The organism is Streptomyces sp. NPDC002795, assembly GCF_042888725.1.
Classification (GTDB): domain Bacteria; phylum Actinomycetota; class Actinomycetes; order Streptomycetales; family Streptomycetaceae; genus Streptomyces.
The window spans coordinates 559,741-580,078 of the sequence record NZ_JBIAQB010000005.1; the positions used below are offsets into that span (position 1 = coordinate 559,741).

Annotated in this window: 19 protein-coding genes; 13 read left to right on the forward strand and 6 right to left on the reverse strand. The window is 71.8% G+C overall.

What is annotated here, in order from left to right:
• Nucleotides 1-76: 76 nt before the first annotated feature.
• Entirely contained in the window at nucleotides 77-535 is a 459-nt protein-coding gene (locus ACFYWS_RS18670) for an ATP-binding protein (protein ID WP_389277244.1), read from the reverse strand.
• A gap of 192 nt (nucleotides 536-727) precedes the next feature.
• Between ACFYWS_RS18670 and ACFYWS_RS18675 the strand changes: the two genes are divergently transcribed.
• The 3 genes from ACFYWS_RS18675 to ACFYWS_RS18685 all read left to right on the forward strand — a co-directional run bounded on the left by ACFYWS_RS18675 (nucleotide 728) and on the right by ACFYWS_RS18685 (nucleotide 2,743).
• Nucleotides 728-1,597, forward strand: coding sequence for a helix-turn-helix domain-containing protein (locus tag ACFYWS_RS18675; RefSeq protein WP_389277247.1), 870 nt, complete (start codon nucleotides 728-730; stop codon nucleotides 1,595-1,597).
• Entirely contained in the window at nucleotides 1,594-1,845 is a 252-nt protein-coding gene (locus ACFYWS_RS18680) for a DUF397 domain-containing protein (protein WP_389277250.1), read from the forward strand. The genes ACFYWS_RS18675 and ACFYWS_RS18680 overlap by 4 nt, the downstream gene beginning before the upstream one ends.
• Before the next feature lie 82 nt (nucleotides 1,846-1,927).
• Nucleotides 1,928-2,743, forward strand: coding sequence for an SAM-dependent methyltransferase (locus tag ACFYWS_RS18685; RefSeq protein WP_389277253.1), 816 nt, complete (start codon nucleotides 1,928-1,930; stop codon nucleotides 2,741-2,743).
• Here ACFYWS_RS18685 and ACFYWS_RS18690 read toward each other — a convergent pair.
• Nucleotides 2,733-4,193, reverse strand: coding sequence for a hypothetical protein (locus tag ACFYWS_RS18690; protein ID WP_389277255.1), 1,461 nt, complete (start codon nucleotides 4,191-4,193; stop codon nucleotides 2,733-2,735). The genes ACFYWS_RS18685 and ACFYWS_RS18690 overlap by 11 nt on opposite strands.
• A 235-nt stretch (nucleotides 4,194-4,428) precedes the next feature.
• Here ACFYWS_RS18690 and ACFYWS_RS18695 point away from each other — a divergent pair, with 235 nt between their 5' ends.
• A complete protein-coding gene (locus tag ACFYWS_RS18695) occupies nucleotides 4,429-5,121 on the forward strand; it encodes a DUF899 domain-containing protein (RefSeq protein ID WP_389277258.1) in 693 nt (230 codons plus the stop codon).
• A 13-nt stretch (nucleotides 5,122-5,134) separates the two neighbouring features.
• Here ACFYWS_RS18695 and ACFYWS_RS18700 read toward each other — a convergent pair whose 3' ends face one another.
• Nucleotides 5,135-5,356 carry a hypothetical protein gene (locus ACFYWS_RS18700; RefSeq protein WP_326016114.1) on the reverse strand — a complete coding sequence of 74 codons (222 nt, stop codon included), beginning with the start codon at nucleotides 5,354-5,356 and terminating at the stop codon, nucleotides 5,135-5,137.
• 122 nt (nucleotides 5,357-5,478) lie between these two features.
• Nucleotides 5,479-6,363, reverse strand: coding sequence for a universal stress protein (locus ACFYWS_RS18705; RefSeq protein ID WP_389277261.1), 885 nt, complete (start codon nucleotides 6,361-6,363; stop codon nucleotides 5,479-5,481).
• 192 nt (nucleotides 6,364-6,555) lie between these two features.
• On the opposite strand from ACFYWS_RS18705, the gene ACFYWS_RS18710 reads away from it, so the two are divergent.
• The 9 genes from ACFYWS_RS18710 to ACFYWS_RS18750 all read left to right on the forward strand — a co-directional run bounded on the left by ACFYWS_RS18710 (nucleotide 6,556) and on the right by ACFYWS_RS18750 (nucleotide 17,599).
• A complete protein-coding gene (locus ACFYWS_RS18710) occupies nucleotides 6,556-7,761 on the forward strand; it encodes a serine hydrolase domain-containing protein (protein WP_389277264.1) in 1,206 nt (401 codons plus the stop codon).
• Between the two features lie 30 nt (nucleotides 7,762-7,791).
• Nucleotides 7,792-8,505 carry a TetR/AcrR family transcriptional regulator gene (locus ACFYWS_RS18715; RefSeq protein ID WP_389277267.1) on the forward strand — a complete coding sequence of 238 codons (714 nt, stop codon included), beginning with the start codon at nucleotides 7,792-7,794 and terminating at the stop codon, nucleotides 8,503-8,505.
• A 417-nt stretch (nucleotides 8,506-8,922) separates the two neighbouring features.
• The gene (locus ACFYWS_RS18720; protein ID WP_389277269.1) at nucleotides 8,923-9,450 is read left to right on the forward strand and encodes a cupin domain-containing protein; all 528 of its coding nucleotides are present in this window, start codon (nucleotides 8,923-8,925) and stop codon (nucleotides 9,448-9,450) included.
• A gap of 143 nt (nucleotides 9,451-9,593) precedes the next feature.
• Nucleotides 9,594-11,357 carry a PP2C family protein-serine/threonine phosphatase gene (locus ACFYWS_RS18725; RefSeq protein WP_389277272.1) on the forward strand — a complete coding sequence of 588 codons (1,764 nt, stop codon included), beginning with the start codon at nucleotides 9,594-9,596 and terminating at the stop codon, nucleotides 11,355-11,357.
• Nucleotides 11,358-11,551: 194 nt separating this feature from the next.
• Nucleotides 11,552-13,165 (forward strand): AMP-binding protein, encoded by a 1,614-nt coding sequence (locus ACFYWS_RS18730; protein WP_389277275.1) that lies wholly within the window; start codon nucleotides 11,552-11,554, stop codon nucleotides 13,163-13,165.
• Nucleotides 13,166-13,209: 44 nt separating this feature from the next.
• Nucleotides 13,210-14,403, forward strand: coding sequence for an acyl-CoA dehydrogenase family protein (locus ACFYWS_RS18735; RefSeq protein ID WP_389277278.1), 1,194 nt, complete (start codon nucleotides 13,210-13,212; stop codon nucleotides 14,401-14,403).
• Complete coding sequence (locus ACFYWS_RS18740; RefSeq protein ID WP_389277281.1) at nucleotides 14,400-15,758, forward strand: phosphotransferase family protein; 1,359 nt, start codon at nucleotides 14,400-14,402, stop codon at nucleotides 15,756-15,758. Before ACFYWS_RS18735 ends, ACFYWS_RS18740 begins: the two co-directional genes overlap by 4 nt.
• Nucleotides 15,759-15,802: 44 nt before the next feature.
• Nucleotides 15,803-16,633 (forward strand): crotonase/enoyl-CoA hydratase family protein, encoded by an 831-nt coding sequence (locus tag ACFYWS_RS18745; RefSeq protein WP_389277284.1) that lies wholly within the window; start codon nucleotides 15,803-15,805, stop codon nucleotides 16,631-16,633.
• 51 nt (nucleotides 16,634-16,684) lie between these two features.
• Nucleotides 16,685-17,599 carry an enoyl-CoA hydratase-related protein gene (locus tag ACFYWS_RS18750; RefSeq protein WP_389277287.1) on the forward strand — a complete coding sequence of 305 codons (915 nt, stop codon included), beginning with the start codon at nucleotides 16,685-16,687 and terminating at the stop codon, nucleotides 17,597-17,599.
• Between the two features lie 71 nt (nucleotides 17,600-17,670).
• Here the strand turns inward: ACFYWS_RS18750 and ACFYWS_RS18755 are convergent, their stop codons facing one another.
• Nucleotides 17,671-18,693, reverse strand: coding sequence for a phosphotransferase family protein (locus ACFYWS_RS18755; protein WP_389277290.1), 1,023 nt, complete (start codon nucleotides 18,691-18,693; stop codon nucleotides 17,671-17,673).
• Entirely contained in the window at nucleotides 18,690-20,240 is a 1,551-nt protein-coding gene (locus ACFYWS_RS18760; RefSeq protein ID WP_389277293.1) for an acyl-CoA synthetase, read from the reverse strand. The genes ACFYWS_RS18755 and ACFYWS_RS18760 overlap by 4 nt, the downstream gene beginning before the upstream one ends.
• Nucleotides 20,241-20,338: the final 98 nt, after the last annotated feature.

Sequence of the window (20,338 nt, forward strand, 5' to 3'; positions counted from 1 at the left end):
GGATCGAGGAAAATGGATTCCTCGCCGCGCGAAGGTGGAAGAGCGGAGCCGTGCGGCCCCAGCCGTCTCCAGGGGCTCAGGAAAAGGCCGTCAACTCGGCCCAGACGACCTTTCCTTCGGCCCGCGTCGAGCGTGCTGAGCCCCAGCGGTCCGCGAGCTGCTGCACGAGGAACAGGCCCCGCCCGCCCTCCTCGCCGGGTCCTGCGCGGCGCTCGGGCGGTTGCACCGGCGTGGGGCCGTCGTCGTGGAGTTCGATGCGCAGGCTCCGCTCGTCGCCGGTCAGCCTGAGCCCGCACAGGACCTGATCGCTGTCGGTGTGCAGCAGCGCGTTCGTGGTCAGCTCGGACACCAGCAGCACCGCGTCACAGCACGTGTCACCGGGCACCTCCCAGGACCGGAGGCGCTCGCGCACGGTGTCGCGGGCGGATCTCGCGCTCGTACGCAGGGCAGGCAGGCCGAACCAGAACTCCCGGCCGGGCGCGGTGGCTGCCAAGGCGGGGGACGAAGCCGGGGCCAGGGGCGTGGGGAGTGTCACGAATGTCGCCTTCCAGTGCCTTCCGCGGTGGTGCGGGCGCGGTGTGGGGTGCGGGCTACAGCAACTATGCGCGTGATCGTGCTCACGCTGCAACCGACTCCCTGATAATTTCAGAAAGGCGTCTATCACCCTGGCGTCGTCAATAAGTCACTGCAAGAATGGTCTTGTTGACGAATCCTCAGGAGGTTGGGCGTGGGTGAGGCCCGGGTCGGCACCAGCGCGCCGACAGTGCTGCGCATGATCCTCGGCCGTCGGCTGCAGGACAGGCGTCTGGCTGCCGGTGCCTCGCTGGAGGACGCGGCAAGAGCCCTGCGCGTGAAGACCCTGACGATCCGCCGGCTGGAAAAGGCCGAAGTCGCGCTGAAGCCTCTCTATGTGGAGAAGCTCCTGGAGACCTTCGGCGCGGACCGCCAGGAGATAGACGAGTTCGTCGACCTGGCCGAGCAGGCCAACGAGCCGGGCTGGTGGCACTCCTACCGGGACGCCGTCCCGAACTGGTTCACGGCCTACGTCAGCCTGGAGACCGACGCCAAGACCCTGCGCACCTACGAACCCCAGTACGTCACGGGCCTCTTGCAGACCCCCGACTACGCGCGCGCGGTGCTGCGCGGCGGGCTGCCGAACGGCAGCGAGGAGGATCTCGAGCGCCGCGTGGAGCTGCGACTGCGCCGCCAGGGCCTCCTGGACAAGGAGGACGCCCCCACGCTGTGGGTGGTCATGGAGGAGGCCGTCCTGCACAAGGAGGTGGGCAGCGCCGACGTGATGCAGGAGCAGATCGAGCGCCTCCTGGATCTGTCGGAGCTGCCGCACATCAGCCTGGACATCGTGCCCTTCTCCGCAGGCGCGCATGTCGGGGCGTGCGCCCCGTTCACGTACTTCCGGTTCGAGGAACCCGAGCTGCCCGACATCGTTTACAGCGAACTCCTGTCCGCATCCGTCTATTTGGACCAGCGCGCGGACGTGGTCGCCCATCTTGAGGCGCATTCGCGCATGGCGCTGCTGACGTCGTCGGACGACAGCAGGGCGCTCTTGAACCGTATGCGCAAGGAGTACTCAACATGACGGTCGTCGAAGAGGGCGTCTACAACGGGATGCCGGCCCGCAACCTCGGGGAGCAGGGCTGGGAGCGTCCCTGGAGCGGGCCCAACGGGGGGCAGTGCGTCGAGACGAAACTGCTCGCCGACGGCCGCGTGGCCGTACGGCAGTCGACCGACCCGGCCGGTCCCGCGCTGATCTACACGCCGGAGGAGATCGCCGCGTTCGTCCGCGGTGTCAAGCAGGGCCTGGCCGATCACTTGGCCGCCGGATGAACCGGCGGCCCGCGGGAGGGGCGCCGACGCCGGTCGCGTTCCCTGCCTGTGGACCGACAGTCACACCTATGAAGGGGAGCACATGACCACCAGGCAGTCCGGCCGGGACCTCGACACGAGCAAGGCCCACTCGGCCCGGATGTACGACTACTTCCTCGGTGGCAAGGACCACTTCGAGGTCGACAAGGAGGCGGCCATGGTCGCCGCGAAGGCCCACCCCGGCCTCCCTGTCACCGCCCGCGAGAACCGGGCGTTCATGCACCGGGCCACCCGCGTCCTGGCGCAGGAGCACGGCATCCGCCAGTGGCTCGACATCGGCACCGGCATCCCCACCGAGCCCAATCTGCACCAGGTCGCCCAGTCCCTGGTGCCCGAGGCCCGCGTCGTGTACGCCGATAACGACCCGCTCGTCCTCAAGTACGCCGAGCGCCTCATGCGCAGCACGTCCCAGGGGCGCACGGCCTACATCGAGGCCAACGTCACCGACCCCGACTCCCTGTTGGACGCCGTGCAGGACGCCGAGGTCCTGGACTTCGACAAGCCCATCGCGCTGTCCCTCAACGCGCTGATGCACTTCGTCACCGACCCGCACGACCCGTACGCCATCGTGCGCCGGCTGCTCGAACCGCTCCCGCCGGGCAGCGCCCTCGCCATGAACCACTGCACGCCCGACTTCGACCCCGAGACGTGGAACGGGGTGGCGGAGGCGTACACCAACTCCGGGACCCCGGTGCAGTTCCGTTCGCACAGCGACGTCCGCCGCTTCTTCGACGGGCTCGACCTGATCGACCCCGGCATCATCTGCTGCCACCGCTGGCGCCGCGACGACCCGGAGGACGGGACGGAGATCGCGGACGCCGAGATCAGCCTGCTGGCCGGCGTGGGCATCAAGCACTGAGCGAGCCGCGCCGGTTCCTCCGGTACCGGCGCGCCAGCACGAGTCCGCCCACCACGACGACGGCCCCGCCCGCGGCCGCCCCGCCGATGGCGAACGGGGAGATGGACGGCACGCGGCCGTTGATGTCGGTCAACAGCGCGGCGCTGTCGTTGCCGTGGGTGCGGTCGTACCTGCCGATGACGCGGACCGTGCCGCGTGCACCGGGCACGTCGTCGTCGATGCGGATGCGGACGGTGACGGACGTGTGGGCGCCCTCGCGGCCGTCGATCTGGTCGAACGCGTCACTGCTCAGGCCGCACCGCCACGCGCGGGAGCCCTTGCCCGTGGGAGCGCACGCGTTCTTCATGGGGTCGCCGTCCACCGTGTACGGCGTATCGGTGATCGTCGTGCCCTCGGGCGGGACGATCTCGAAGCGGTCCGGGTTGACGCCGGGCAGCTTGCCCCCGTTGACGTTGCGCGCGCCGATGCGCACCTGCACGGTCTGCCCGACCTTGCCGCGGACGGCTCCCTCGACGACCGGCGCGTAGTCGACCTGCGCGCTGCCGCGCACGATCAGTGCGCCCCAGGCATCGTCGCCTTCCTGGATGTCGCTGGTGGGAACGCGTTCGAGCGTCAGTTCCTGGCCGCTCCCCCGGTGCGGGTAGACCGCCTTGTCCCGTGGCTCGTAGGGCAGTTGATAGCGGACGCTCTCCGCAGGTATGTCCGCTTCCAGGTGGCCGATCATCGGTCGGGCGATCCGCCAGGCGGTGTGCGGCGGCAGTGGTGTGTCGAACTCGCACCAGACGCGTTCGGTCCCCGCCAGCCCCTCGGCCGAGGCATCGTCCCCGGCCTCGGGGTACCAGCAGTTGCGGTACTTGTGTTCCAGCGTCAGATTGCCGCCGTAGGCGCTCATGCTCAGCGCGAACCGCTTGACCGGCCAGCGGCTCTTGTTGGCGAAGCCCGGCCGCAGCGCGACGGGCTCCCCCGGCTCGACCAGGCCGGGCACCCGCTCCTTCCCGAGGGTCAGATCCGGTGGCTGGATCTCGATCCGCATGTCCGCGCGCACCGTCGCGGCGTTCTCGGCGCGTGCGGTGAGATGCACGGTCCCGCCGTCCCCGGAGGCGACGCCGTCCTTGCCGTACAGATGGAACGGGCGGACGTGCGTCCCGTAACGCAGGGAGCGCGGTGTGACGCGGCAGCGGAACACGGCGTCGTCGCCCGTGCAGCGGGGCCCGGGAGACACCGACCCGATGCCCCTCAACTCCCGGGCGTCCACGGTGATCTCGACATTGCGGGCCGGGCCGCCGTCAGGACGCACCAGTACCTTTGGCGCGTCGAATCGTGTCCCTACGCCGTCATCGGAGTCGTAGAGCCCGGACTCCTCGGGCGCGTCGAGCGTGAGCCGAACCTGCTCCTCCGCGGCGGCGCCGGGCGCCACGGCCCCGCTCATGGCCAGCTGGACCACCGTCACCAGTGCAGCGGCCCGCCCACCGAAGCGCCGGCCATGTCCGCGTATACGCAATGCCACTCCCCCGTACCCGGTCCTTCACGGCCCCCTTGGCCGACGAGCCCCCGAAGGCACCCTACGAGAGTGCTTTCGGGACGCCACACGCCGGCCAGTGCGACCGATGACTTTCGGCGCTCCGGGCAGTCCACCCCTTCGTACGACCAGAACGCGCGCGAGCGCCCCACCGTCCGGAGGCCCCATGTCCACCACCGGCAACGCCCTGCCGCCCATCGTCGACCGCTCCACGTGGGAGAAGGAACTGGAGGCGCTGCGGGTCCGCGAGAAGGCCGCCACTCGGGAGCTCGACGCCATCGCCGCGCAGCGGCGCCGGCTGCCGATGGTCGAGATGCCCGACTACGTACTGGAGGGCGAGGACGGTCCGGTGCGGCTCGCCGAAGTCTTCGGTGAGCACCCGCAGTTGATCGTCTATCACCACATGTGGCACGCGGGCGCGAAGTGGCAGTGCGGCGGCTGCACCGGCTTCACGTCCCAGTTCACGCGGCTCGCGGGGCTCGAGAAGTTCGACGCCCGCTTCGTGATCGTCACGCAGGGGCCCATCGAGGAGGCGCTCGCGTACCGGCGCAAGGTCGGCAACACGATGACCTGGTACTCCACCGCGAACAGCCCGTTCGGCGCCGACCTCGGCGCGCCGCCGAACGCCGGTTTCGCGGTCAACGTGTTCCTGCGCGACGGCGACTCGGTGTACCGCACCTGGCACACGGACGGCCGCGGCACAGAGCAACTGAGCTATCTGTTCGGCCTGGTGGACCTGCTGCCGTACGGCCGGCAGGAGGAGTGGCAGGACTCCCCCGCGGGTTGGCCCAAGTCACCGACGTACAGCCGGTGGGCGTCACCGCAGGAGATCGCGGCGGCGTACGGCGAGCGCGGCTGAAGCCGGGCTGCCGTCAGGCGTCCTCGACACCGAGCACGCGGTGCACGGTCTGCTGGGCTTCGTAGAAGTCGGTGTCGGAGACGTCCGGGTCGTCCTCGGTCTGCTCCAGCCAGTCGGACATCTCGTCGGGCGACCAGCGGTCGAAGTCCTTGGGGATGTCAAGCGTCGTCGTGTTCATGCGCAGCCGGGCGACGGCTGTCGCTTCCTCGACGCTGATGGTGTTCACTTCGGTCATCGCGCCCCTCCCATCGGGTTTCACGGGATCGGACGGGCGACCTTGCCAGACGCGCCCGGTGGGTGTCCAACCGTGACGTCACACACGGTGAGGAGCGGTCACCGGGTCCTCGCCCTCAGCGGTCACGCGTGGTGCTCCGCGCCGCCCCGCACGACGAGAACCGGGCAGTGGGCGTGAAGGAGCAGGGCCTGGCTGACCGAGCCCATGATCAGGCCCTTGAAGCCGCCTCTGCCCCGGGCGCCCGTGACGATCATCCGGGCCTCCTTGGACGCCTCGATCAGGGTGGGGCGCACCCTGCCCTCCAGCAGGCGCCGCTCCACGGAGATGTGCGGGTGCGCGATCAGGCCGGGGGCGAGGGCGTCGGTGAGGGTCTGCCCGGCCTGCTTGCGCAGTTCGCTGATGTTGGACACCAGCGGGGCCAGCGCGCCGGGCCGGTGGTCCGGGCCCTCGGCGCTCCACGTGTTCCAGACGTGCAGGGCCAGCAGTCCGGTGCCCCGGCGCTCGGCCTCGCCGAACGCGGCGTCGACCGCGGCCCGCGCGTCGCCCGACGAGTCGACCGCGACGGCGACGAGGCCGTCCGCGTCGGGCCGCCCCCGGACGACCAGGACGGGGCACTCGGCGTGGGCGGCCAGGTACACCGCGACCGAGCCGATCATGAGCCCTGTGAAGGCGCCCAGGCCACGGCTGCCGACGACCACCAGGTCCGCGTCCGCCGAGCGGACCGCCAGGACGGTCAGCGGCTCACCCGTCGCGACCTCGCCCTCGACGTCGCCGAGGTCGGGCTCCGCGGCGCGGGCGTGCTCGACGGCCGCCGCCAGCAGGGTGTCGGCCTGTCCGCGCAGCGCTTCCGCCGCCGCGGCGAGCCCGGCGGCACGCATCTTCGGCCAGATGAAGGCGTGCACGATACGCAGCCCGAGGCCACGCTGTCGCGCCTCCCGGGCCGCGACGGCCACCGCCTCCAGACTCGACTCGGACCCGTCGGCTCCGACCAGCACATGGCCTGCCATGCGTGTGCTCCCTGTCGTTCCCTGTCGCTACGTGAGGCCGCCTGTGGGGCCCGGTTCCAGCGTGACCCGGTCTGCCGGGCGGCGCACGGCGAGCCGCGGGAGGCAAAGCTCTGCCGCAGCCCCATTGCCCTGGGCGAACCACCGGTGTCACCATCGGTTCATAAATCGGTTGGAGCCCTCGGGAGCACACGTATGGCACGCACCGCGCGATGGATGGCAGGCGGAACGGCGGTCGCGGCCGCCGGGGCAGGGATGGCCTGGCTGTGGCGGCACCAGGAGGAGGTCGCGTTCCGGCGGCCCATGAACGAGTGGACGTTCACGCACATGTCGACGGTGCTCCCGGTGGCGGCCGTGCCCGCCGCCGCGCGGGTGCGCCCGCTGCCGCAGGGGGAGCTGCCGCCCGGATTCACGTACGAGTTCCGGGGCGCGCGCCACACCCTGGAGCAGCTGCACGCGCGGACGCACACCACGGGGTTCGCCGTCCTGCACCGCGGGCGGCTCGTGCACGAGAGCTACCCGGGCCGGTTCGGCGCTCCGGCGCGCCGCTTCCAGCTCTTCTCGCTCACCAAGTCGGTGACGTCCGTACTGCTCGGAATCGCCCTGGCGGAGGGCGCGTTGGGCTCGCTCGACGACAAGGTGGTGACGTACTGCCCCGAACTGGCCGGGTCGGCCTACGACGGGCCGACGGTCGCGGATCTGCTCGACATGACGAGCGGGGCCGGCGGGGTCGAGGACTACGAGGACCCGCAGGCCCCCGTCAACCGTCTGATGCGGGCCGTGACCGGGCGGGGCTCGGTGCTGGATGTGGTCCGGTCCGTCGACACCGGTGCGGCCCCCGGCACGTTCTTCAACTACTCGACCCTCGATTCGCAAGTCCTGGGCTGGGTCCTGGAGGGCGCCACCGGCATGCCGCTCGCGCGGTACGCCTCCGAGCGGCTGTGGAGCAGGATCGGCGCGGAGACGGGCGCGTACTACGGGCTCTCGCGCAGCCGGCCGCGGACCGCCGTCGGCGGCGGATCGTTCAATGCGACCGTGCGGGACATGGCCCGGGTGGGGCTGCTCATGGCGCGCGGCGGGTCCGTCGACGGGGAGCAGGTCGTCCCGCAGGAGTGGGTCGAGCGCGGACGCGGGAGCGGGAAGGAGTTGCTGCGGCCGGGAGCGCTCGGCGAGCTGTATCCCGCGCACTACGGCTACGCGAACCAGTGGTGGACGCTCGGCGGCGAGCACCGCGCGTTCACCGGTCTTGGGATCTACGGGCAGTTCCTGTGGGTCGATCCGGTGGCGGACGTCGTCGTGGTGAAGACGAGCGCCTGGCCCGTGGCCGAGGATCCGGACCGGGACGCCGAGACCGTGGCGGCGCTTTCGGCCCTGGTCACCCACCTGGCGACGACGCAGTGACGTGGCGGGCCGGTGCATAGGATTGGCGCCATGACAGACCACGGCGGCAGCACCCCGGCACCGGCCGCCCGAGCCGCCCGGCGCGGACGGCCACCGTCCACCGCGCTCAACCGGGACCGGATCCTGGACGCCGCCCGCGCCCTCGTCGAACGCGAGGGCCCCGACGCCCTCACCCTGCGCCGCCTCGGCGCCGAACTCGGCTCCAACCACACCGCCGTGCTGCGCCACTTCTCCGGCAAGGAGGAGATCCTCCTCGGGCTCGCCGAGCAGCTGATCGAGGAGGCGGTCACGGGGTACGAGCCGGCCGACACCTGGCGCGAGACGCTGGCCGGCCTGGCCCGCCGCGTACGCGGGGCCTGCCTCACCCACCCGCGGGTCGCCGCCGTCGTGGCCGGCCGGGTCTCCCGCCGCGACGCCGAGTTCCGGGGCGCGGACCTCGTCATCGGCGCGCTGCGGCAGGCCGGTTTCGGCGACCGGGAAGCCGCCCGCTACTACCGGGCGCTCGCCGACACCGCCCTCGCCATGGGCGCGCAGGAGGCCGCCGTCGCGGCCTTGGACAGCGCGGCCCGGGAGGGCGACCGGCTGGCCTGGCGGCGCGAGTACCTGGCCGTGTCGCCGACCGCCTATCCGCACCTCGCGTCGGTCGCCCCGCATCTGGCCGCCGCGGACGAGGACGACCAGTTCGAGACGGTCCTCGGGCTGCTCCTCGACGCGGTGGAGCTGCGGGCACCGCACAAGCGCTGACGGGGGCAGTGCGGCCCCGCGTCCGCCGGACCGCCGACTTCTGCAACTCCCTTTGCTTCAGGGGCATGTGACATGAGGGGGCCACTCGCGGGCACTTCCCGGTCAGCCGGCGGCCATCACCCATGCGTGGGCGGCGCGGCGCACGGCCTGCCGCGCAGCTACACCGGTGGCTACATGGCGAGGCAGCGCGCGCGTCCGTACGCTCCTGGCCCTCCAGGACGAGGACTCCGAGGCGGACGGCAGACTGCGCCAGTCGCATGCGTCGGGGCGCGTGCCAGCTACGGCCTGGTCCACCTCCCACCGGCCTACGTCCTTGGTCCTCCTCCGGCGGGTCCACGTCAATCATTCACCGGTCCGATGCCATCGCCGCCCAAGCCGGGGCAATCTTGTGGCCAACCCGCCGACAAGGAGCGCACGATGTCGTACTTCGAGAACATGCGGTACCCGGAGCCCCGCTACCACGGTGACAAGGGCGAGGTGAGCGCGTCCTTCCGCTCCGCCGACACCCCGCCGGAGGTGTCCTCACCCGGCGGGTCCACCAGCTACCTCGCCACGCAGGAGTCGACCGGTGGCGAATTCGGTCTCTACAAAGGGGTGTTGGGCCCGCGGTCTGCCGGGGCGAAGGAGCACTTCCACCGGGCGATGTCGGAGTCGTTCTACGTCCTGTCCGGCGAACTCGAGCTCTACGACGGCGAGAAGTGGGTGACGGGCCGGGAGGGAGACTTCCTGTACGTGCCGGCCGGCGGCCTGCACGCCTTCAAGAATGTGACCGACGACCCCGTGTCCATGCTCATGCTCTTCGCTCCCGGCGCCCCGCGCGAGGACTACTTCGAGCGGGTCGCGGAGATGTCTCAGCGCGGCCCCGAGGAGCTCAAGGAGTTCCGCGTCCGGCACGACAGCTACTTCGTGGAGGACTTCGACTTCGGGACGGGGCAGGCGGAGTAGCCGCGGGCCCCGTCGGCGGCGTCATGGAAGAAGAGCGCCACGAGGCACACCACCGCATGGCGTAGGCGGACTGGCCCGCCGCGGTCCGGCCATCGAGGCTGAGGGGCACCGGCCACGTCGCGCACAGGAGGCACTTCCCCCGTATGGACGCCACCTCACCGGTGCCCGACGCCCGCACCCACCTGGCGCTCCAGTCGATCAGGGAACTCCTGCGGTCCCAGCGACGACGGATCAGGAAGTACGCCGAGTCGTACCAGGAGCAGGACCAGGACCGGGACCAGGACCCTGGTGCGGCCGAGCCGACGGCCGCGGTCCTGTCCACTCTCCTGCCGTCGGCGCCCTCCGGCCGTGAGGTCCTGGAGGCACTGCCCGTTCCGGCGCTGCTCGTGGCCCCGCTCCTGGACGACGACGGCCGGATCCAGGATGCCCTGTACGTCGCCGGGAACGCGGCTGCCCGCGACTACGCCGCCGAGCGCCTCCCGCTCGGCGGCGTCCCCCGCTGGAATCGCCCCGGCTCACTGTTCGAACGGTTCCCCTCCCTGGCCGGGTCGCCGCTTCCCGACATGCTGGCCGAGGCCCTGCGCCTGCGTGCCCCGCAGGGGCCCACCTCGGTCGAATGGGTGCTGACCACGACGTACGGTCCGGTGCGGATCAACGATGAGGCACGGGTCACGCCGTGCGGCGAACACCTCCTGATCACCTGGGAACGCGGCCACCGACTGCACATGGCGGCCGCCGCCCAGCACCTCGTGCGCACCTGCTGGGCGGAGTGGAACCTGGGCGACGGCGGGGTCGACCCGTCGCGCGGATTCCGACAGGTGCTGGGCCTCGGCGCCCACGCGGACATTCCCACCCTGTCCGGTCTGGCGGCGACCGTGACCCCGGAGAGCCTGCCCGAGCTGTACCGGACGCTGTACGACGTCATCCTGCGCAAACGGACGGGCGTCTGCGAACTGCGCATGAACGGCGCCGGTTCCCGCGTGATCCGGATGACCGCCGAGCCGGTGCGGATCGCACCCGGCGGCCTGGTGTGGGCGCTGCGCGCCGTGCTCACCGACGTGACCGCCGAGCGGCGCCGCCGTGCGAGCGCCGAGCACGCGGAACGCGAGGCGCGGAGCCAGCGCGAGCGCGCCGAGGCCGTCGCCGAGGTCGCCGGCACCCTGCGCGAGGCGGTCCTCCCCCACTTCCAGGACGAACTGACCTCCTACGGACTCGAAGCCACCGCCGTGTACCGTCCCGACGCCCGGGAGGCCGGTGTCGGCGGCGACTGGTACAAGGCGCGCAGGCTCCCCGACAACCACCTCCTCGTCGCGCTCGGCGACGCCCGCGGGCACGGTCTGGCCGCGGTCACCCTCATGGCGAAACTCCGCTACGCACTGGCGGGCCTCGCCTACACCGATCAGCCCGTCGAGCAACTCACCCAGTGGCTCAACGAGTTGGCCTGCGCCGACGGCATCGAATCCACCGCGACCGCCGTCATCGCCCGCTACCACCCGGAGCGGGGCCTGCTGCGCTGGACCTGTGCGGGCCACCCGCGTCCGGTCCTCGTCCGCGACGGCGCGGCCCGCCAACTGCCGGAACCCGAGGGCGGCCCCGACCTGCCCCTGGGCGTCCTGCCAGGAACCCCGTACGCCGCGGCGCAGGCGTCCCTGCGCATGGGCGACATCGTCCTCATGTACTCCGACGGCCTCACCGAGCGCCGCGACAGCGACCCCGACCTCGACACGCGGCGCTTCCTCGACGCGGCGGAGCAGTGCCTGGGCGGCTCCGCCCCCGGTGCGGGGCACGACGCGCTCCAGGAGTACGCCGAGCGTGTCGTCGGCGAGCTCGACGGTCCGCACCGGTCCGACGACGCGACGCTCCTCGTCCTGCGGCGCGCCTCGATGTCCTCCCCGTCGGCGCCTTAACGACCGCTCAGCACCTACCCCGTGACGTCGGCGAACCCGGCCGGAACCGCCACGTTTCCCGCCGCGGGGGTTGTCGAAGGACCGCGGGCCTCTTAACGTTCGATCAGTCCTGGATCGGGTCCCCGCACAGGCCGCCGCGGCCGGGGTGACCCGGGCCGCCCGGCAGCTGTCGACGGGAGCCCCGCGTGTCCTTCGTGTCCGACGCACCTGACCCATCCGGTCCCACCGCACCGCCCGCCCCCTCACCCGACGCGTCCCTGCGGGCCGGTCGCCGTCTCTCGCTCGCCCACCAACTGGCGCGCCAGGCACGGCGTACGCCCACCGCCCCGGCCCTGCGCCACCGGGACCGGGAGATCACCTACGCGGACCTCGACGCGCGGGTGAACCGCCTCGCGCGCGCCTACGCCGCGCGTGGCGTCGGTCCTGGCGACCGGGTCGCCGCGCTGACCACCAACCGGATGGAGACGGTGGAGGTCTGGTTCGCCGCGCTGCGCCTCGGTGCGATCGCCGTGCCGGTCAACTTCCGTCTGGTGCCCGCGGAGGTGGCCCACGTCCTCGGCGACTGCACGCCGACCGTGTTCGTGGTCGACGAGCCGCTGACGGAGCTGGGCCTCGAAGCGCGGCGCCTGGCCGGTTCCGACTGCCGGGTGCTCCACCTCGGGGGAGGCGAGCACGGCGCACCGGACGGCACGGAGAACCTCACCGCGGTGCGCGACACGTACGACGACGGGCCCGTCGAGGCCGATGTCGACGAGAACGACCCGGCGTTCCTGATGTACACCTCGGGAACCACCGGACGCTCCAAGGGCGCCGTGCTCAGCCACCTCAACCTGGTCGTGAACACCCTGCACATGGTGGAGGTGCAGCAGCCGAAGCCCACCGACCGGGGCCTGTTGAACATCCCGATGTTCCACATCGCGGGCGTCGACTCGATCGTCGCCTCCATGCTCTACGGCACCTGCACCGTCATCGGCGCCACCGTCGGATTCGACGCCACCGAGACGGTCGACCTGCTGGAGCGGGAGCGGATCACCAGCTGCTTCCTCGTGCCCAGCCAGTGGAAGGCGATCTGCGAGGTGCCCGGCGTCCGTGACCGCAAGCTCGTGCTGAACAGCCTGAGTTGGGGCGCGTCCGTCGCCCCGCCCTCCGTCCTGGAGGCGATGAACGACACGTTCCCCGGTGTCGTCATCAGGAGCGCCTTCGGCCAGACCGAGATGGCGTCGGTGACCTGCTATCTCGACGGCGAGGACGCGGTGCGCAAGCTCGGCTCCGTCGGAAAGCCCGTGCGCCACGTGGACGCGCGGATCGTCGACGAGGAGATGCGGGACGTGCCCGTGGGCGAGGTCGGCGAGATCGTCTACCGCGGCGGCAACCTCATGCTGGGCTACTGGAACAACCCCGAGGCCACCGCCGACGCCTTCGAGGGCGGTTGGTTCCACTCCGGCGATCTGTGCCGGATGGACGACGAGGGCTACATCTATGTCGTCGACCGCAAGAAGGACATGATCATCTCGGGTGGCGAGAACATCTACTCCGCCGAGGTCGAGGCCGTCATCGACCAGCACCCGAAGGTCGCCGAGGTGGCCGTCGTGGGCGTGCCGCACCCCGAGTGGGTGGAGACCCCGCGCGCGTACGTCGTGCCGAGGGATCCGGCCGACCCGCCCACCGAGGCGGACATCACCGACCACTGCCGCGAACGGCTCGCCTCGTACAAGAAGCCGACCTCGGTCGTCGTCATCGAGGCGCTCCCGCGCAACGCCGCCGGGAAGGTGCTCAAGGTGCGGCTGCGCGAGGCCGCCCGCGACTGACCGGACGCCCCCGACGACCCGCACCCCCGACTGGACGGATCCGCATGCCTGACCGGACACATGAAGACCTGACGGAACTGCGCGCCCGGATGGCCGCCTTCATCAACGACGAGGTGATCCCCGCCGAGAGGGTCCTCGGCGGCCGCACCCCGGAGGCCCGCGCCACCCTCGCCGCCTTGCAGGAGCGGGCGAAGAAGCTGGACCTGTGGATCCTCGGCCACCCTGCCGAACTCGGGGGCAGGGGCCTGCCGTTGTACGAGTTCGCGCTCGTCAACGAGATCATCGGGCGTTCCGAGTACGGCCAGCTGGCCGTCGGCACGTACACCATGCAGGACTCGATCATGCTCGACCTGTACGCCTCCCCGGCGCAGCGCGAGCGCTGGCTGGGGCCCCTCGTCAACGCCGAGATCAGCCCGAGCGTCGGACTCACCGAACCGGAGGTGGCCGGCTCCGATCCCACCCGGATCGCGACGACCGCCGTGCTCGACGGCGACGAGTGGGTGATCAACGGTCACAAGTGGTTCACCACCGGGGCCAGCCGGGCCGCCTTCACCACGGTCTTCGCCCGCACCGACGAGGATGCCGCGAGCCCGCACGGCGCGGTCTCCGCGATCATCGTCCCGGCCGGCACCCCGGGCCTGGAGATCTCCCGCGTCCTGGAGACGATGGGTGACACCGAGGGCGACCACTGCGAACTGCGCCTCACCGACGTACGGGTCCCCGCCGACCATCTCCTCGGCGAACGCGGCGAGGGGTTCACCATCGCGCAGCGCCGCCTCGGCCCCGGCCGCATCTTCCACTGCATGCGCTGGCTCGGACAGGCGCAGCGCGCCTTCGAATTGATGGTGCAGCGCGCCAACACCCGCTACGCACATGGCTCGTTGCTCGCCGAGAAGGGCGAGATCCGACGCTACGTCGCCGAGTCCGCAGCCGAGATCCAGGCGGCCCGGCTGATGACGCTGGACGCGGCGCGCCGCTACGACCATGACGGGCAGGCCCGCCTGGAGATCAGCATGGTGAAGTTCTGGGGTGCGCAGGTCCTGCACAACGTCGTCGACCGTGCCATCCAGGTGCACGGCGCACTGGGCGTCACCGCCGACACCCCGCTGGAGGCCATGTACCGGCGGGCCCGCTACGCGCGCATCTACGACGGCCCCGACGAGGTGCACCGCATGGTCGTCGCGCGCAAGCTGCTCGCCGATGTGAGCAAGGCGCCGTGGGCGGGGCTGCCCGCGTGAGCGAACCGCTTCAGGACGAACTACGGTCCCGTCTGGTCGAGTTGTGGGGCGGGCCCGTGACCGTCGAGGGTTGGCGGCGCCTGTCCGGTGGCGCCAGCCGGGACACCTTCTCCCTGGACGCCACGGCGGCCGATGGTGTCTCGCACCCCCTGATCCTGCGCTGCGACCCGTTGGTCAAGCCGAGCCCCGAGGTGATGGCTCGGGAGGCCGCGGTCCTGGCCGCGGCGGCGGAGGCCGGGGTACCCGTGCCCCGCCTCGTCGACCAGGGCACCGTGCTGGGCCGCGCCCACCTGCTCATGGAGCGCGTCGAGGGCGAGACGATCCCGCGCCGCCTGCTGCGGGACGAGCGGTTCGCGGTCGTGCGCCCGAAGCTGGCGCGCGAGCTCGGCCGGGTCCTCGCGCGCATCCACACGATCCCGGTCGCGTCCGTCCCGGACCTGCCCGAGGCCGACCCGCTGCAACAACTGACCGACCTCTACCGCCAGTTCGACGACCCGCGCCCGGCTCTCGAACTCGGCTTTCGCCGGCTCGCCGGCCACCGCCCGCCGATCACCCGTCCGGCCTGCGTCGTGCACGGCGACTTCCGCAACGGCAACCTGATGATCGACGAGACAGGTGTGCGCGCCGTCCTCGACTGGGAGCTCACCCACATCGGCGATCCCGTCGAGGACCTGGGCTGGCTGTGCGTGAAGGCCTGGCGGTTCGGGTCGGCCGAGCCGGTGAGCGGCTTCGGCCCGCGCGAGGAACTGCTCACCGGGTACGCCGAGATCGCGGGGACCCGCCCGAGCGAGGACGAACTGCGCTGGTGGGAGGTGTACGGCACGCTCCGCTGGGCGGTGCTGTGCCGCATGCAGGCGGAGCGCTTCCTGTCCGGCGCCGAACAGGCCGTCGAGTACGCCGTGTTGGGCCGCAAGGTCTGCGAGCAGGAGTACGACGTGCTGCTCGCGCTCGGCGTGACCGAACCCGGCCCGGTGCCCGACGTCCTCGCCGGCCGCGACGACACCGCCGCGGCTCCCCCGCACGACCGGCCCGGCGCCGACGCGCTGCTGCGTTCCGTCCAGACCTTCCTCACCGAGGAGTCGGCGGGCGATGCCCGGCTGCGCTTCCTGTCGAAGGTGGCGGCCAACGCCGTCGCGATCGCCCGCCGCGAGGCGCTGCTCGCGCCCGACCAGGCCGAGGTCCACGCCCGCCGCCTGGCCGCGCTCGGCTTCGCCGACGACCGCGCTCTCGCCGAGGCGATCCGGGCCGGGGCCGTGGCGGCGGACGATCCGGCGGTCCTCGAAGCCGTACGAGGCGGCGTCACGGACAAGCTGGCGGTCGCCAACCCGGCGTACGCGGGGCAGCTCGCACGGTGAGCACCACCCCGAACCCGTAGGAACAAGAACCGAGGAGCACACGCATGACCAGCACAAGGACCGGCCCCGAAACCGCCCAGCGGGTGACGGTCACCGTGACCGACGGCGTCGCCGACGTACGGCTCAACCGGCCCGACAAGCGCAACGCGCTCGACCCGGCCATGTTCGAGGCGCTCGTCTCCACGGGTGAGCGGCTGAAGACCGAGGAGGGCGTCCGGGCTGTGGTGCTGTCCGGCGAGGGGCCGGACTTCTGCGCCGGGCTCGACTTCGGCTCCTTCGAGGCGATGCGGGACGGGCAACGCCTGTCCGGGCTCGCCGCGCTGCCGCCGTCGGGCGGGCCGGCGCAGGCGGCCGGGCAGCGCGCCGCATATGTCTGGGCCGAGTTGCCCGTGCCGGTGATCGCCGCGCTGCGCGGCAACGCGCTCGGCGGCGGGTTGCAGGTCGCGCTCGGCGCCGACATCCGCATCGTCGCGCCGGACGCCCGGCTGAGCGTGTTCGAGGTGGCGTGGGGGCTGGTGCCAGACATGACGGGAACGCAGTTGCTGCCCGAACTCGTGGGCCGCGACGTGGCGAAGGAACTCACGTTCACCGCCCGGATCGTGGGCGGCGAGGAGGCGGCCCGCATAGGCCTGGCCACGTACACGGCGGATGATCCGGTGGCCGCCGCGCTGGAGACGGCGGGCCGGATCGCGGCGCAGAGCCCGCACGCCGTACGCGCGTCCAAGCGGCTCCTCGATCTCGCGGGCCGCACCGACCTCGCGACCGGCTTCGCCGAGGAGCAGAAGGAGATCGGCGCGCTCATCGGCAGCCCGAACCAGGTCGAGGCGGTCGCCGCCCGCTTCGGGAAACGGGCACCTCGCTTCACGGACATCTGACTCGCCGACTCACCGACTCCCCTACGGCACAGAGAGCTTGAGGAACCACGCATGACGGACGCCCAACAGGCCACCACCGACACCGACTTCACAGAGATCCGGTACCGGGTCGCCGACCACATCGCCACCATCACCCTGCACCGGCCCGAGCGCCTCAACGCCTTCACGCACACCATGGCCGCCGAAATCATCGCCGCGTTCGACGCCACCGACGCCGACGACGACGTCCGCGTCGTGGTCCTGACCGGCTCGGGACGCGGCTTCTGCGCGGGCGCGGACCTGGCGGGCGGCGCCGCCACCTTCGATCACGAGGCCGTGGGCCGTGCCGGTGGGCGCACGGACTTCGGCACCATCGACGGGGTGCCGCGCGACGGCGGCGGGTGTGTGGCCCTGCGCATCGCCGCCAGCGTGAAACCGGTCGTCGTGGCGGTCAACGGGCCCGCGGTGGGCGTCGGTTCGACGATGACGCTGCCCGCCGACATCCGGATCGCCGCCGAGTCGGCCCGCTTCGGCTTCGTCTTCGCCCGCCGCGGCCTGGTGCCGGAGGCGGCGTCGAGCTGGTTCCTGCCACGGGTCGTGGGGATCTCGCAGGCGATGGAGTGGGTGGCGACCGGCCGGGTCTTCGACTCGGCGGAGGCACTCGCCGGGCGCCTGGTCTCGCGCGTCGTCCCGGACGACGAGCTGCTGGCGACCGCGTACGCGCTGGCCGCCGAGATCGCCGAGAACACCTCCGCCGTCTCGGTCGCGCACTCGCGCCGCCTGATGTGGTCGATGCTCGGCGCGCCCTCCCCGTGGGACGCCCACCGGCTCGACTCCGCGGCCATCCACCGGCTCGGTCAGGGGCCGGACGCCGCCGAGGGCGTCATGTCCTTCCTGGAGAAGCGTCCGGCGAAGTTCCCGGCCGTACTCGCCGACCACGAGGACACCCTGCCCGCGTGGCCCGAGCCGCCGCAGGACGTGCGCTGAGCGCGCGCTGGCTCCGTAGCTGGTAGTGGGCCGGGAAAAGTGCCGCAGTTATACGTACAACTGCGACACTTTTACGACGGGTCGAGGCTACGCACCGCCTCGTACGCCGCCTCGCTCTGCCGCAGCACCTGCCGTCGCAGCTCCTCGACCGGCAGTTCGTTCTCGCCCATCACACCGGCCGCGAACCGGGCCGCGACCCCGGCGCCGATGCACGCCGAGCGCCAGCGGGAGAAGGCCACGTAGTACGGGAGCCGTGATACGTCGAGGCCGGACGCCTTCGCGTAGGCGTCGACCAGTTCGGTGCGGGTGCAGAAGCCGGGGGCCGTGCTCGGGCCCGCGGTTGTCGGCGGGACCGTGTCGCCCGGTTGCGCCCAGGTGGAGACGAGCCAGCCGAGATCCGCCAACGGGTCGCCCAGTGTGGCCAGTTCCCAGTCGAGGACGGCGACGACCGAGCCGTCGGGGGCGAAGGAGAGATTGCCCGGGCGGAAGTCGCCGTGGACGATGCCCGACGACTGCGGCGGTACGCGGGCGAGGAGTGCGTCGTGGACCGTGTCGAGGAGTTCCAGGTCGGGGGCGCCGGAGCGGTGCACCTGGCGCTGCCAGCGGTGCAGTTGGCGTTCGACGTAGCCGTGGGGGCGGGACATGTCGCCCAGGCCGACCTCGGCGGGGTCGAGGCGGTGCAGGGCCGCGAGTACCTCGACGAGGCTCGTGCCCGCGCGGCGCCGGGCGTCCTGCGGCCAGTGCGCCACGGCGTCCCGGTCCGCTCCCACGGTGCCGTCGACGAAGTCCATGACGTAGAACTCCGCCCCGCTGACCGACGTGTCGGCGCAGTAGGCGAGTGGTTCGGGCACCGGCACGTCCGTCGGGGCGAGGGCCGTCAGGAAGCGCCATTCGCGGCTCATGTCGTGCGCGGTGCTCAGCACTCCGCCCGTCGGGGGCCTGCGCAGCGCACGGACGGGGCCGCTCGCGTCGGTCACGCGGTAGGTGAGGTTCGAGCGGCCGCCGGAGACCAGGTCGTAGGTGAGCGGTGGGGCGATGCCGGGGACGTGCGCGGCCAGCCAGTCGTCGACCGCGGGGCCGACGCCGGACGTCACGCCGGTCCCTGCTGTGCGTACCGAGCCTTCAGTTTTCCCTTGACCAGCTTGCCCGTGGGCGTACGCGGCAGTTCGTCCACGAAGTCGACGCTGCGCGGCGCTTTGTAGTGCGCGATCCGTTCCCGTACGTACGCGATCAGACGCTCCTCCAGGTCGGGGCCCGGTGTCACGCCCGGCGCGGGCTGCGCCACCGCCTTGACCGCCTCGCCCATCTCCGGGTCGGGGACGCCGATCACCGCGACATCGGTGATGTCGGGGTGGAGGGCGAGGACGTTCTCGATCTCCTGCGGGTAGATGTTCACCCCACCCGAGATGATCATGAAGGTTCTGCGGTCGGTGAGGAAGAGGTAGCCGTCCTCGTCGAGATGGCCGACGTCGCCGAGCGTCACCCAGTCCGTGTGCTCCGGGTGCTGTGCGCCCTTGGTCTTGTCGGGGTCGCCGAGGTACTCGAAGGAGCCGTCGCCCTCGCGCGCGAAGTAGACCGTGCCGGTCTCCCCCGCGGGCAGCACGCGCCCCTCGTCGTCGCAGATCCGCGGCTGCCCGAGGATGGGGCGGCCGACCGAGCCCGGCTTCGTCAGCCACTCCTCGGAGGTGATCAGCGTCATGCCGATGCCCTCGGTCGCGGAGTAGTACTCGTACAGCTTCGGCCCCCACCAGTCGATCATCGCGCGCTTGACGTCCGGCGGGCAGGGCGCGGCGGCGTGCACGACCACGCGGTGGCTGGAGAGGTCGTAGGCGGTGCGGACCTTCTCGGGCAGCCGCAGCAGGCGGATGAAGTGGGTCGGCACCCATTGGCTGTGCGTGATGCGGTACCGCTCGACGGCGCGCAGCGCGTCCTCGGGGTCGAAGCGCTCCATCATGACGACCGTGCCGCCGAGCGCGTGCACGGAGGCGCCGTAGCGCAGCGGCGCAGCGTGGTAGACGGGCGCGGGCGACAAATACCTCGCGTCCTTGTCGAAGCCGTAGAACAGGCGCAGCAGTTCGACGAGCGTGTCGCCCGGCTCGTCGACCTGGCGGTCCGGCAGCTCGGGGCGGATGCCCTTGGGGCGGCCCGTGGTCCCGGAGGAGTAGAGCAGGTCGGCGCCGCGCGGCTGGTCGGCGGGCGGCTCGGCGGACGCCCCCGCGAGCGCGGCCGCGTAGTCGTCGAACCCGTCGACGCCGCCGCCGTAGGCGAGCCGGACGCGTACGGTCTCGGGGACCTGCCCCGCGACGTCCCGCGCCAGGTCCGCCAGGGCGTGCGAGACGACCAGCGCGGCGGCCCCGGAGTCGCTCACGATGTACGCGATCTCGGGCGCGGACAGATGGTGGTTGACGAGGGTGATGTAGAAGCCGGAGCGGACCGCCGCCCAGTAGACCTCGTACGCGTGGATCGAGTTGTCGGTGAGCAGGGCGACGACGTCGCCGCGGCGCAGACCCGCGTCCTGGAACACGTGGGCGAGCCGGATGGAGCGTTCGTCCAGCTCCCCGTACGTCAGCTGTTCGCCGGTCGACGCCATGATGACGGCGGGGCGCTGCGGATCACTGTGAGCATGGGCACCTGGATACACGGGACGCCTTTCGCATGGACGTGAACGCCGGTGGCCGTGGACTCTTTCTAAGTCACCCCGCGAGGCGGCAGCAAGACGTACGACGCGATGAATTGATC